Below are 13,791 nucleotides of genomic sequence, written 5' to 3'. Positions count from 1 at the left end.
ATAACCATGTCAATATTGCCTTTGTCTCAAGGAGGTGATGATGAGCGTGACCATTCGGGAAATGAGCGCGGATGATTGCTTCCACGTACTTCACCACGCGAAAACAGGGATCCTGGCATGTAGCCACGAGGATAAGCCATATCTCGTGCCGATGTCCTTGGCCTGTGAGGAGCGAAAGATCTATGCCTTCTCCCTCGAGGGAAAGAAAATCGCTTGGATGAGGGCAAATCCCCAGGTTTGCGTGTTGGTCCAAGAAAGTGCATCGCGTAGCGCCTGGCAGTCGGTGATCGCCTCGGGACGCTTTGAAGAATTTCCGGACAAGGACGGCTTTACCGGTGAACGGCAGCACGCCTGGAGCCTTCTGCAGAGGAAGAGTGGATGGTGGGAGCCTGGCGCCATCATCCCGGAAGAGGGGACGATCGCAAAGGCACATGAGCCCATCTTCTTTGGAATTTGGGTTGAAGAAATCTCGGGCAGGCAAGGTTTCGAGTTGACCTGAGACGAGCCAGACGGGTGAGGCGTATAAGCGTCTCGACCGAAGTCCTCAACAGCAGTCGTAAAGGCCTGCCCAAACTGGAAGTCGGATCCGCTTCTCCCATTCTCGCGTAAAGGGCGATGACATGCCGGTGACGATTATGGCGGTTGCAGCAGGTTGATGCGCTTCAAAACTCCCTGAGTCTGTTCTTCCCATAGTATGTTTCCGGCTGTGATCTTGGGCAGAGACGAGGGGGGAGGGATGAAGATGAGTCAGCAGCAGATCCCGCTAAAGGTGACCGCAATACGGTTCGTCCGCGCAGTTAGACTGTTCCTGATATCCGATGTCCGAAGACGCGCTTGGTTTCTTCTCGTTGCCCTGATCGCCCTCTTCAGCGGCATCAGTGCCCTCAACGTCGTCAACAGCTTCGTCGGCCGGCATTTCATGACTTCGATTGCCGAGAGGCAGACGACCGAATTTGTTCGCCAGGCAATCCTCTACACCAGCGCATTTGCCGTTTCGACAATCGTGTCGGTGGTGGCCCGCTTCGCCGAGGAACGACTGGCGCTGCTTTGGCGCGAATACCTGACCCGCCGCGCAGTCGGGGTTTATATGACCGGCGGGACTTTCTACCGGCTTGGCATACAGGGCAGACTTTCTTATCCCGATCAGCGGATTGCCGAGGATATCAAGGCCTTCACCACCACGACCCTGTCTTTCCTGCTCATGCTCTTGAGCAGCCTGTTGACAGTTTTCACCTTTTCGAGCGTCTTGTGGCTGATCAGCCCGCTTCTCTTCTTCACGGCCGTTATCTACGCAGCCTGCGGTTCGTTTATGACGATCCTGCTTGGACGGCCTCTCATCAAGCTGAACTATAACCAGATTGATTGCGAAGCGGGCTTTCGATCGGCACTTATCCGTGTCCGGGAAAATGCCGAATCGATAATGGTCGAACGCTCGCAGCAACGTCATGCAATTCGGCTGTTAGGACAGTTCGACGAACTCGCCGCGAATTTCAGGCGCATCATCAGTGTCAATCGCAACGTCGGCTTCTTCACCACTGGCTACAACTGGATGATCCAGATCATACCGGTGGTTCTCATCGCGCCGGCTTTCATGCGCGGCGATATGGAATTCGGCGTCATCACCCAGTCGGCGGCGGCATTTGCGATGCTCGTCGGCGCGTTCTCGTTCATCGTCGCGCAATTCAGCTCGATCTCGAATTTCGCGACCGTCGTGGGGCGCATCAGTTCCTTTCTGGACGCGGTCGAAGAAGCCAGCAAGGCGACGGATACGGGCGTCGAATGCATCGAGTCCGGCGGAGATTTCCGCTATCAGAACCTGACCCTGACATCGCCGACAGGCGATATCCTGCTGAAGGACCTGACCGTCAAGCTGGCGGCCGGCACCAGCCTGATCGTCGTGGGGGACGGCGATAGCGCGAGCACCGCGTTGTACCGGGCGACTGCAGGACTTGGCACCGCCGGGAGCGGGCGCATCGTCATGCCGCCCGGCCAAAATCTAGGTTTCGTCGGCCAGCGCGCCTATTGCGGTCCGGGAACCCTGCGCCAGATCCTGTCCTCTCAAGAGCCCGCGGCGGAGGAAACGGATGAGCGGCTCCTTGAGCTGTTGAGACAACTCGGCCTGGAACGGCCTTTGACGCTCGGCGACCTGGACGCCGAACAGGATTGGTCCTCCCTGCTGTCGTCACGCGAACAACGAATTGTTGCTCTTGCAAGCGCTATCGTCGCGGCCCCACGTTATATTCTTCTCGAGAAGGCCGATGCCGGCTTCGGCCAAGAACGCCTGGCGGATATCCTCAACTTTCTGGCGAAACGAGGGATCGGATGTGTCAATTTCGCTGAACCGGGAGCGCCGCGCGCTGGCTATGATGCCGTCCTCGAATATGGCCGGGACGGCTCGTGGGCGTGGATCGATCAGCATAAGCATGAATCTCCAGGTCCCTAGCATGATGCCAAAAGTGCGAGCGGTTTTCGGACGACATCATGCTCTGACTCTTTAATTTAGAACAGGCGTTTCATGGGCAAGGCGAGCTTTCGAAACCGGTCATAGCCAGCCACCGGAAAACCCCGCTCGTTTTAATCCGACAACCACCGGTTCGCACCGACGCATGATGTTCCACAACAGGCCGGTTCGGTAGTTCTCGATCATCAGGACGACCGGGCCCTGGTCGATCCCGAAATGGTAGGGGCTGACCCACCAGTCGTGGTCCTTGCCTTCAGTGGCATATGTTTGATTGAATGACGGCTTGAAACCATAAAGCCGCGTCATGCCAAGGTTCATACGAGCAAAGTTTCGCACCGTCGGGATCACAATCTCCGGCGCGAACGGCAGCGACGCGACCACAACCCAGGGAGATACCGTCCCGTCATCCGGCCCGAAGGGCGCCCCGCGCGCGACGTAATCATAGAACTCCCTGTCGATCCCATCTACCGTTCGCTTCGTCCAACCTGGTCCGTCGCTTGCCGTGAACCCCCAGCAGTGTTCACCGTAACCTTTAAAGTCCAATGGGTTGCGGATGGCATATTCTTGTTGGACGAATGTGGCGTGTCGGCTGTTCTGGAAATAGTCGCTATTGTGCTCGCGCATGAAGACGTCGCGAATTTCGCGAAAATCGATCCACATGTGCGAAAGCTGATGGGTAAAGAGCGGACCGGAATAGAGGAGTTCGCGACCGAAGATGTTCCGCCATTCGTAACTCTCCGTATAGGCCGTAAAGCTTTCAGGCGGCAGGGGGTGGGTCGGCGAGCCAAGCCCAAGAATGTAGAGAAGCAAACCTTCGTCATAGCCGCGCCAGCGATAAGGAATGAAGCCGTTCTCCGGCCGCCAGCCATGCGTAAGCGTCGCGCCGTTGTTGCGCGCCCAATTCCAGTCCACGCGCTCGTAGAGCGATCTTGCAAGTCTCCGGATCTTCGCTTCGTCATCGGTGTCTGCATCGAAATAGGCCGCAACGGTCAAGGCGCCGGCGAAGAGGAAGGCTGAGTCGATCGTTGACAGCTCGCATTCCCAGACCCGTCGTCCCGTTTCGATATCCAGGAAATGGTAGAAGAAGCCCTTGTAGCCGGACGCGTCCGGTTCCGGTCCCTGATGGCAGGACATCAGAAATTCCAGCCGTCGTCGGGTGATCTTGGCGGCGAACTCGCGAATGACGACGCCGCGCTCGACGATGACAGGAATGGTGGCAAGCGCCATGCCCACGGCCGCGATGCTGGCCGGGGCGCTTGGCTGCGTCTTGTCGCGCACCAATCCGTTATCCGGATTGGTGCATTGCAGATAATAGAGCAGTGTCGTGAACTGAAGACGACCGAGATCTTCATCCGTTGGCATTCGGTTCAGTTCGGGATCGGTGGACAGTAGCTCCGACATGATGTGGTAACCGAGGAGATCAGGTGGTTTCGCTGGAACAGCATTTGGGCCCGGTCGGCCTAAATACTGTTCCGAATTAAAGAGTTAGAGCATGATGTCGCCCGAAAACCGCTCACACCTTTCGGAATCATGCTCTAGGATCCGGAGTCGGCCATGGCCGCTTGCCCGCGGCCACGATCGTTTGCGCGCAATGTCTCGCCTAGGTATTGTCTCCCTCTGTGGACGTCGCCGCCTTGGCCTTTTCCGTGCTCTTGACACCCCATGTCCAGCCGCTGATCTGCGGCATGTCATCGCCGTGCGCCTCGATATATTGCCGGTGTTCGATCAGCTTGGCGCGAATTGCCTGCTTGAAATAGGCCGCGCGCGCCCCGAGCTGCGGCAGGCGGTCGATGACATCCTCGACAAGATGAAAGCGATCGAGCTGGTTCAGAACGACCATGTCGAATGGCGTCGTGGTCGTTCCCTCTTCCTTGTAGCCCCGCACATGCAGGTTCTTATGGTTTGTTCGCCGATAGGTAAGGCGGTGGATTAGCCAGGGATACCCGTGGAATGCGAAGATGACCGGCTTGTCCTTGGTGAAGAGCGCATCGAAGTCGGGATCCGAAAGCCCGTGAGGATGTTCGCTCTTCGGCTGCAGCTTCATCAGATTGACGACATTGATGACACGCACCTTCAACTCGGGAAGGTGCTCGCGGATCAGTTGGACGGCGGCAAGCGTCTCCAATGTTGGCACGTCGCCGCAGCAGGCCATGACCACATCCGGGTCCGAGTCGCGATCATTGCTCGCCCATTCCCAGATGCCGAGACCCTCGGCGCAGTGCTTGATCGCTTCATCCATCGTGAGCCATTGCGGTGCGGGCTGCTTGCCTGCGACCACAACGTTCACATAGTTTCGGCTGCGCAGGCAGTGATCGGTAACCGACAGAAGCGTATTGGCGTCCGGCGGCAGATAGACCCGGATAACCTCGGCCTTCTTGTTGATCACATGGTCTATGAAGCCTGGATCCTGATGGGAAAACCCATTGTGGTCCTGTCTCCAGACGTGTGAGCTCAGGAAGTAGTTGAGCGAGGCGATCGGCCTTCGCCATGGGATGTGGTTGCAGACCTTCAACCATTTGGCGTGCTGATTGAACATCGAGTCGATGATGTGGATGAAGGCCTCGTAACAAGAAAAGAAACCGTGTCGTCCCGTCAACAAATAACCTTCGAGCCAACCCTGGCATTGATGTTCGCTCAGGACTTCCATCACCCGCCCATCCGGCGAAAGATGATCGTCTTCGGAGTAGATCTCGGCCATGTAGCAGCGATCGGTGACCTCCAGCACGTCCTGCCAACGGTTGGAATTGTTCTCGTCGGGGCTGAACAGGCGAAAATTCTTGCTGTTGAGGTTCAGCTTCATCACATCGCGCAGGAATTTGCCCATGACACGGGCGGATTCTACGGTGACCGATCCGGGTTTCGGCACTGCGACGGCATAACTGCGGAAATCCGGCATCTTCAGATCGCGCAGCAACAGCCCGCCATTTGCGTGCGGATTGTCGCTCATCCGGCGATGTCCCGCCGGCGCCAACGAGGCCAGTTCGGCCCGCAATTTCCCTTCACCGTCGAAGAGTTCTTCGGGCCTGTAGGACTTCATCCAGCGTTGAAGCACCTTGATATGCTCGGGCTTATCCATGTCGCCCATCGGGACCTGATGCGAGCGCCAGTAGTCTTCGCATTTCTTACCGTCGATTTCGGAGGGGCAGGTCCAACCCTTCGGAGTGCGGAAGACAATCATCGGCCAGGCTGGACGGCGAACCTTCCCGTTGCTCCGCGCGTCCGCCCAGATCGTCTTGATTGTCGCAACGGCGGTGTCCAAGGCTGCGGCAAGCTGCTGCTGCACCTGATCTGGCTCATGGCCTTCCACGAAGAGGGGAGCATATCCCATGCCCTCAAAGAACTTTGCCAATTCCTCCCTGGGTATACGGGCAAGGAAGCAGGGATTGGCAATCTTGTAGCCATTGAGATGCAGGATCGGCAAAACGCAGCCGTCACGGGCAGGATTGAGAAACTTGTTGCCGTGCCATCCCGTTGCAAGAGGACCTGTCTCGGCTTCCCCGTCCCCGACGACACAGGCGACGATCAGGTCGGGATTGTCGAAAGCCGCGCCATAAGCGTGGCTGAGAGCGTAACCAAGTTCGCCGCCTTCGTGGATACTCCCCGGAGTTTCAGGGGCGACATGGCTCGGAATACCGCCGGGAAAGCTGAATTGCTTGAACAGCCTTTTGATTCCCTCCTCATCCTGGCCGATATTCGGGTAGAATTCGCTGTAGGTCCCCTCCAGATAGGCGTGCGCAACAAGCGAAGGACCGCCGTGGCCGGGCCCGATCACATAGATCATGTTGAGATCGTCGCGCTTGATCACCCGATTGAGATGCACGTAGAGCATGTTGAGGCCGGGTGAAGTTCCCCAATGGCCCAGCAGACGCGGCTTGATATGCTCGCGGGCAAGAGGTTTCTTGAGTAGCGGATTGTCGAGCAGATAAATCTGCCCGACCGACAGATAGTTCGATGCCCGCCAATAGGCATCCATCAGGCGGAGTTCCTCGGCCGGAAGCGGTGTCTTTGCCTGCGATGTTGCCGAGGCCGTTCTTTTCATCACTGCCGTTTCAAGTGAGGCCATCTCAGTCTCCCATTCAAAATGATGATTACGAATCTCCTCGGCAGATCGTCATCGGGTCGATCAAGTCTCGTGTGGATGCCGCGAGGCTATTGAAGAGGAGCTTCCGGGAAATGCTCCACCACACCGCGCACACCGCGAACACCCTCCGCTACAATTCTTGCCGCCCTGCGGCAGGCGGCCGTCTCGACGTTGCCCCGTAAATGCACGATCCCGTCAGCGACCGTGACGGATAAGTCCGAGCTCGGCCATCAGATTGGCCGCTTGCCGAACGCTATGATCGGGCAACAGTGTGATGAGCGTTGTGGTCATCACGTCATTAACGAGCATGTCGAAACCCCGGCTATACGTGTTGCAGACGATGCCAGCCTCCGAAGCTCGGATGCTTTTGGACGCTAAGGAACTGCAAGAGCCTAGACAGATCCGGCCAGGTTTTGCATTGAGCTCGATCAATGATAGTTGCCGATTTTGGCGCTTATCCGCGCGACGACGCGACCAAGTCTCTTGGCCGGGCTACAGCGTGCGCGTTCGCCCGAATGACCGCAACAACAGGTTAAGAGAGACGGCAACCTTGTCGATGTCGCGAATATCACGCGAATATTGGCCGGTGTAGAGTTTGACAATCATGTTGTCGCGAGCAGCGCCGCTGAGTTCGAAATACAGATGCAGATAATAGGCTTGCTTGTCGCCGCTGCGACTGACGCTCCTTCGTCGTTGCGTGACCTGCCCGAGTTCGGCTTGGACCGGGGCGAAGCCGGGAAGCTTCAGCATGACCGATTTGGATTGAAATCGGGCCATGTTGGGGACGGCAACGACCGCCTTGTCCAGTGCCAGACTGACGATCTGGCCGGAGACATCGTCGACGGTGGCCGGCTCATCGAGCTTGAACGCATGAAACAGGCGCCGGGGTTTCTCAAAGCAGATGAGCGACGCGATGAGCAGGACGACGATGTTGATGCCTGACCACCAGGCCGCGACCGGCGAAAACTGGCCTTGCACATGCGACGTCTCCGGCACGACGTTGACCAGCAGGCCAACGACGGTGACCGCGACGATGCTTGCGATCCAGGTGAAGCTGTAGCGGTCGAACTGGTTGGACTCGTTACCACTGCCCTTCGGCGTCACCCTGAACGGCTTGCCAAATGGTCTCACCAGGCTGGAGACCACGGTCGGCAACATGCGGAATGTCGCAAAGGTCCCGACGGCGCTGGAAACCACAGGCAGATAACGGGTCGGCGTGATCCACAGCATGAGCAGAAAATACGCCGCCAGCAGCGGCACCTGATGCGCGACATAATCGGCTATATCCGTGAAATAGAGCGGGAGAAGGCCGAACCAGAAATAGACGATGGGGACGAGCAATACCGTGAAGCGGACCAGATACTGTACCAGCCATGACGCCGGCAGGAACATGATCCGTTGAAAAAGCGTCAATCCCGGGCCGCGCAGCGGGCCATTATACAAATAGAGAGTTTGAATACCCCCCTGACACCACCGTTCGCGCTGCACAAAATAACCGGTCAGGTTTTCGGCGGCGAGTCCCATCGACAGGCGCTCGTTCAGGTAGCGCGTCTTGTAGCCCTTGTTGAGCATCGAAAGCGTCGTCAGCAGGTCTTCCGTGATCGACTCCGTCGGAAACCCGCCTATGGCGTCGACGGCCTTGCGGCGAGCAATCGAGCATGATCCGCAGCAGAAACTGACGTCCCAGGCGTCTCGGCTGGGCGCGATCTCGTCGAAGAACAGGCGCTGCTCGTCCGGCCAGATATTCTCCAGGCCGAGGTTCGATTGCACCGGATCGACATTGAAGAAATGTTGAGGCGTCTGGACGATGCCGATGCTTTCATCGCAGAAGAAGGGCAGCGTCCGGCGCAGGAAATGTCGATAGGGAACAAAATCGGCGTCGAAGATCGCAATAAACTCGCCCGAGCTAACCTTCAGCCCGTTGTTCATATTGCCTGCTTTGGCGTGGCTGTTGTCGCCGCGCGTGATGTGGATGACGTTCTTCTCTTCGCAATAGGCCTTCAGCCAGTCCCGGCGTTGATCGTCGAGCACATACACATTCAATTTGTCGGCAGGATAATCCAGCGAGCGGGCGCCGATGATGGTTCGCTCGAGCACATCGAGCGGCTCGTTATAGGTAGGAATGAAAACATCGACAGTCGGCAATCCACGTTGGTCTCGCGCAAAGAAAACGCGCGCCAGCCGGTCCGCTTCTGCGCTCCGGTCGACATAGCGGCTCATCAATACCAGAAAAAGGATGACCTCGACGCAGGCCAGGACCTCGACGATAAAGAGGATCCAGACCCAGTAGAAACTCGGACCGCCATCGGGAAAGGGAAGCACGGTCTCCGTCAAGCGCCAGAGCATGTATCGCAATGCGACTGCCGCGACAAAGGCGCAGGTCACAGCCCGAGTCCAGGTGTGACGGCGCGACCAGTTGAATGGCCCCAGGAAGAAGAAGGCCAAAACGACAAAGGTCGGAACCAGCGCTACAAGATACTGAACCACAGGCTTTTGACCCAGTTGGATACGTTGATGCCGTGTTTGGAAAATCGTACCTGCACTGTGCGCCCCACCTGGCAGAAGTTCGCAAAGTCGTCGTTCATGAAGGATGGATCGAGGCGAACCCGAATGCGGGCATTGCGCTGTGTCGACGGCGGCAAGCTGGCGGCATAGGAGTCGGTTTCGAGCGAAGCCGAACTGCCTCTGACGGAAATGACCGTGCCATTGAAGACATCGCTGCGGCCGAACAAGCGCACCTGTGCGACAAGTCCCGGATAGATCTCGTCATAATTGACTTCGGGAACAAGGATATCGACAAACAGCTCCCGACAGTCGAGCAGGCGCATCAGCTCGTTGTTCAGCACGACGTTGGAACCGCTGACGATACTCCTGCTCCAAACAACGCCGTCAAACGGCGCTATAGCGGTTGCGGATTCGAGGCTGTTGACGCGATTTTTCTCTTCGACCAGCTGCTTTTCGACTTCGCTGGCTCGTGTCTCGTTTTCCGCTATGCGCGAGTTCAAGTCGTTGATGCGAACGACGACCTCGTCTTCGCGCTGCCGCGAATAAGGCACGTCATTCTGTCCGTCGCCGAAGACAAAGATACCCTGGCGGACCGCATTGAGCCTTTGCTGCAATTGATCGACCGTCAGGTTGCTGATTTCAACCTCGCCGCCAGTCGCAGCTCCGGCGGCACGTGCGGCCTCGACCAGCTTCTGCGTCAGAATGCCTTTTGACTCGAGTGCCATCCGACGGTCCAGGTCGACCTGCGCGACCAGATCCTGAGCTTGCGACACCTCGACTTTTTTTCTGAGGATTTCGACTTCGCGTTCGAGATTGGCAATGGTGGTCTGCCTGTAGACCTCCAATCTGGCAGACAATTCCTCGCGAAGCGCGGAGAGCTCGTCCCGTTCCTTTTTCAATGCTGCGACGCGGTCGAGCGCCGTGTTTCGATCTGCCTCCAGCGACGCGAGGATGGCGCGATTGACGCGCGTATTTTTGATTTCTGCGAGCAATTGCCCGGCTTTGACCGGGATGCCGACTTTGATGGGTTCGTCCGCGATCGTGCCGTCGATTGGGGCATTAACGACAGCAAACCGGGCATTGACCGTGCCATCAAGGCTCGTAAAGCCGGTAATCGTCGGCAATGAGACGACCGTCACGAGTGTCAGCAGCAGTAGGCCGACGATGATGCGCGTGATGCGATGGTTCCAGATCATCTTGGCATCCGAAGGTATCGCTTTGCAGCCATTCGTCCCTATCGACCCGGTACAAACGGATGCAACTCATTCTTGCATAATTTAGCGGAATATAATTTATAGGCAAGTGATGGTCGTAACGCTGCGACAGAAACGCTTCGGCTCTGGATCAACGGCCGCCGACGAGGGCGTGGCATCATATCGATGCGGTGCTGGTAATATCGCCAAGCCATCTGCGGCGCGGCGACTGAGGTGATCGGGTGCTGGAAATCCTGCGCCGCGCCTGACAGCGCTGCCGTCTCATTTGGACAGGAACAGCACAATTCCACGCGATCTGGTTTAATGCGCATCGCATGAAACTTGATTCATGCGATGCGCTGTCGTTATTCCGGAACCACCCCACGCTTCCGGGCGACATGCATCAATGCGGTCGAAGCTTTTTGGTGGCGATCAGCATGACGAGATCTTCGGAGGCGTCTGCGAGCTCCAATGCCAATTCCGCAGCCGACCATCCCCGTTTCTGCAAACTGACGAGCATTTCCACCATCGCGACTTCGACCTCTCGTCTGCAGTTCGAAATCGGCTTCAGTTCGATTTGTTTCTCATCACACGCAGTGGTCATCACAGCCTCCATTCTGCCACGGAAATGGGCAGCGTCGCAAAAATTCGTCAATGGGTTGATAGGGTAAGGGTTGCGTGCAAGCCTCGGGCTCATTACGCATCGACACAGATGGCCTCGGCTGCGCGCAACCCCTTGCACGCCCTTATTTGCCGATATCCGGCCCCAGGCGCGTCTCGCATGATTGTGAGCAGGGGAGACCCGCACGACCGGCGATAGGAGTTTTTCCTGGCACCTGACGGTTGTGCGGAGAAGAATTGCCGCCGTAATCCGATGCCCGCGCAAAGCGCGCACGGATGTTGTCCCGATAGTTCACGACCTATCCTCCCATGCTTGCTTGTTTTGTTTTGAATAAGTGTCGCCTCACGTTGAGAGTGCTTTGAAACTGCATCGCACCGGCAAGTGAGATCTGGATTTCCGAACGCCCTTCGGAATTAACCATTGCTTAATTAGATACAGGAGAAGGACGCAATTGTCGTTATCGCTGCATCCTGAAAATTATCGGCCCGTCCATTTCTGCTCGTTAAGGAATATGATAAGTAGCTTATGCACGCGCTGGAGGAGTGGATGGCTGCCGAGTCTGGAGACGAACCCCCTGCGGGAAAGGAATGGCCGGCCCACCTGGAGCGGCGGCGCTGGCCACGGGAACCTGCCGCGCAGAAAGAACGTCGGGTCGACGTTCCGCCTGCACTGGTGCCCTTGCGATTTTCGACGCACGACCTGCCACCGAAAGAACAGTTCCAGTCCTGGCGATCACACATGGCGCCGCTTGTGGATGTTCATCTGCCGGACGGAAAATCAGAGGATGACGGCTTTCTGGCGGAACAGACCGGTTGGCATCTCGGTGATATCCTCCTCCTCCAACAGCGTGCGCAGGCATGCAGCTATGTTCGCGATCAGGCCATGCTGCGATCGAGCCCACTCGATCACTGGAACGTCGGCGTGTTTCGCAGCGGTCGGGCCTGGACCGAGGCCAATCGCCATGTAACGGAGACCGGTCCGGGGGAGATATTTTTCAGGTCTCTTGGTTATCCGTACCGCGGGCGGATGACCGATTCAGTCGCTGTGCTCATCTTTCTGCCCTATGAATTGTTGACCCGTGATGCGCCTCTTCTGCAGAACGCCCACAACATCGCCCTCTCCGGTAGCCTGGCCGAATTGCTCGTCAGCTATATCAACGGCCTGGAACCGAACCTCAGCAATCTGACGGTGGAAGACGTGCCGCGGATCATCCGGACGATCGGCGACATGGTCGTTGCATGCGCTGCCTCGTCCGCAAGTGCGGATCGCGGGCAGGAGAAGACCAATATGGGGCTGATGGAGCGGGCGCATCGCTATATTCACCTCAATCTTCATTCCGATCGCTTGACGCCTGACGTGATGTGCCGTGCGCTGGGCATCTCGCGGACGCGGCTCTACCAATTGTTCGAAACGAGCGGGGGCGTCTTCAATTACATTCGCAAACGTCGATTGCTGCAGGCCTATGCGGATCTTACCAACCCGACCGACAACAGGCCGATCTCGGAAATTGCCGAGGCCGCCGGCTTCGACGTTGCCGCCAATTTCACCCGCGCGTTCAGCCATGAATTCGGGCTCAGCCCGCGTGAGGTCCGAAAGACCATAGCAACCGAGCGCCCGGTCAACCCCGCAACACGTCCCATGCGACGTTTTGGGACAACGATCGGCGATTGGCTAACCCTCGCACGTTAAGGCGGGAACCCATCAACTGTCGAATATTTTCAATGTATTATGCAGCGACGTTTGCTTTAACGCCTTCAAGTTCCATAAGCTATCTTACGCCAGATTCGCCTGTAGCGGGGTACATTCTATTTAGTAATGCGACAGTTGAGCCAGTTAGAGATGCGACAGTCTCGCCTCTCGACGTGCTGGTCAACATCCACATTGGGAGCAAGGATGACGACTTTCAGCCTGATGAAGACCATCAGCGTTCGGAGTCGTGATATCCTTTTTGATCACCATGTCGCAGAAAGAATTGCATCGCCTTCGGCACGCCCCACAGATAGGCCTTGTGTTCGTCGATCAATCGGGAATGTTCGGCAGCCTTGCCGGGATCGGATACCGCATGGCGAACGACGATCACCGTCCAGTCTCGACGGGCGTCAGCACGAAATCGAAATCGGAGCGCCAGGCCGTCGGACCATCGACACGTTCGAAAGGCGCGATCAGGCTCTTTTTTACACCAAACACCGTATCTGATTCCAGATAGGGATCGTCGCCGACAAAGGTGTGGGTTACGAGCTTTTGATAACCTGAAGCCGTGATCAGGTAATGGGTATGGGCGGGACGGTAGGGATGGCGGCCGAGCGAGGCCAGCATCTGGCCGACCGGACCGTCATCCGGGATCGGATAGGAGACCGGCTTTATGCCGACGAAACTATAGGTGCCATCTGCGCCGGTGACGAAGATGCCCCGGTTGTTCCACTTCGGCTGGATGTCCGGCTGCTGGACATCGTAGAAGCCATCGGCATTATCCGACCATACATCGATCTGAGCTCCCTCGATCGGATTGCCGTAAAGATCCAGCACTCGCCCGATGAAGAGACAGCTCTCGCCCTTGCCGTCGAGAGAGATGTTTTCGCCCATCTGCCGTATGGGCGCGCCTTCGATATGGAACGGTCCAAACACGGTATTCTCCGTGGCGCCCGGCGGACGCCGGTTGTTGATGGCATCCACAAGCATCGACAAGCCCAGCGTATCACTGAGCAGGATGAACTCCTGTCGCTCGTCATGACAGAGATGGCCGGTTCGGGTCAGGAAGCCGATGGCCAGTTCCCATTCCTCCTGGGTCAGGCTGATATCCTTGGCAAAGGCATGCAGGTGCCTGACAAGCGACGCCATGATTTCGGCCAGACGCGGATTAATGTCCCGCCCCATCCGCGAGTTGACGGCTTCCGCGGATCTCTCTTCGCTGAAATATTCGGGCACGTGC

Annotated in this window: 9 protein-coding genes and 2 pseudogenes; 3 read left to right on the top strand and 8 right to left on the bottom strand. The window is 57.3% G+C overall.

What is annotated here, in order from left to right; all coding sequences use genetic code 11:
• Nucleotides 1-40 precede the first annotated feature (40 nt).
• Nucleotides 41-499 carry a pyridoxamine 5'-phosphate oxidase family protein gene (locus J2J99_RS28470; protein WP_168301396.1) on the top strand — a complete coding sequence of 153 codons (459 nt, stop codon included), beginning with the start codon at nt 41-43 and terminating at the stop codon, nt 497-499.
• A gap of 243 nt (nt 500-742) precedes the next feature.
• Nucleotides 743-2,443 (top strand): ABC transporter ATP-binding protein/permease, encoded by a 1,701-nt coding sequence (locus J2J99_RS28465; protein ID WP_168301438.1) that lies wholly within the window; start codon nt 743-745, stop codon nt 2,441-2,443.
• A gap of 99 nt (nt 2,444-2,542) precedes the next feature.
• On the opposite strand, the gene J2J99_RS28460 is transcribed toward J2J99_RS28465, so the two are convergent.
• The 6 genes and pseudogenes from J2J99_RS28460 to J2J99_RS28435 form a co-directional block, all read right to left on the bottom strand.
• Nucleotides 2,543-3,862, bottom strand: a complete 1,320-nt coding sequence (locus J2J99_RS28460) for a glucoamylase family protein (RefSeq protein WP_168301397.1) — start codon at nt 3,860-3,862, stop codon at nt 2,543-2,545.
• A 199-nt stretch (nt 3,863-4,061) separates the two neighbouring features.
• On the bottom strand, nt 4,062-6,524 hold the full coding sequence (locus J2J99_RS28455) for a phosphoketolase family protein (protein WP_168301398.1): 2,463 nt from the start codon (nt 6,522-6,524) through the stop codon (nt 4,062-4,064).
• An 86-nt stretch (nt 6,525-6,610) separates the two neighbouring features.
• Nucleotides 6,611-6,760, bottom strand: a pseudogene (locus tag J2J99_RS28450) (BON domain-containing protein); the annotation flags it as partial.
• A gap of 274 nt (nt 6,761-7,034) precedes the next feature.
• Nucleotides 7,035-9,029, bottom strand: coding sequence for a glycosyltransferase (locus tag J2J99_RS28445; RefSeq protein WP_168301399.1), 1,995 nt, complete (start codon nt 9,027-9,029; stop codon nt 7,035-7,037).
• Nucleotides 9,011-10,243: an HlyD family secretion protein gene (locus J2J99_RS28440; protein WP_168301400.1), complete on the bottom strand. Its 1,233-nt coding sequence runs from the start codon at nt 10,241-10,243 to the stop codon at nt 9,011-9,013. The genes J2J99_RS28445 and J2J99_RS28440 overlap by 19 nt, the downstream gene beginning before the upstream one ends.
• Before the next feature lie 400 nt (nt 10,244-10,643).
• Nucleotides 10,644-10,844 (bottom strand): hypothetical protein, encoded by a 201-nt coding sequence (locus tag J2J99_RS28435; protein WP_010041391.1) that lies wholly within the window; start codon nt 10,842-10,844, stop codon nt 10,644-10,646.
• Nucleotides 10,845-11,408: 564 nt separating this feature from the next.
• Here J2J99_RS28435 and J2J99_RS28430 point away from each other — a divergent pair.
• Complete coding sequence (locus J2J99_RS28430; RefSeq protein ID WP_168301401.1) at nt 11,409-12,551, top strand: helix-turn-helix transcriptional regulator; 1,143 nt, start codon at nt 11,409-11,411, stop codon at nt 12,549-12,551.
• A gap of 301 nt (nt 12,552-12,852) precedes the next feature.
• Here J2J99_RS28430 and J2J99_RS28425 read toward each other — a convergent pair.
• A pseudogene (locus tag J2J99_RS28425) lies at nt 12,853-12,942 on the bottom strand (YciI family protein); the annotation flags it as partial.
• On the bottom strand, nt 12,939-13,787 hold the full coding sequence (locus J2J99_RS28420; RefSeq protein WP_168301402.1) for an intradiol ring-cleavage dioxygenase: 849 nt from the start codon (nt 13,785-13,787) through the stop codon (nt 12,939-12,941). The pseudogene J2J99_RS28425 and the gene J2J99_RS28420, both read right to left, overlap by 4 nt.
• Between the last annotated feature and the right edge of the window lie 4 nt (nt 13,788-13,791).

The sequence above is a fragment of the Rhizobium binae genome (assembly GCF_017357225.1).
Classification (GTDB): Bacteria; Pseudomonadota; Alphaproteobacteria; order Rhizobiales; family Rhizobiaceae; genus Rhizobium; species Rhizobium binae.
Note: the sequence above shows the minus strand (reverse complement) of the source record. Positions and strands in the feature narration are given on the sequence as shown.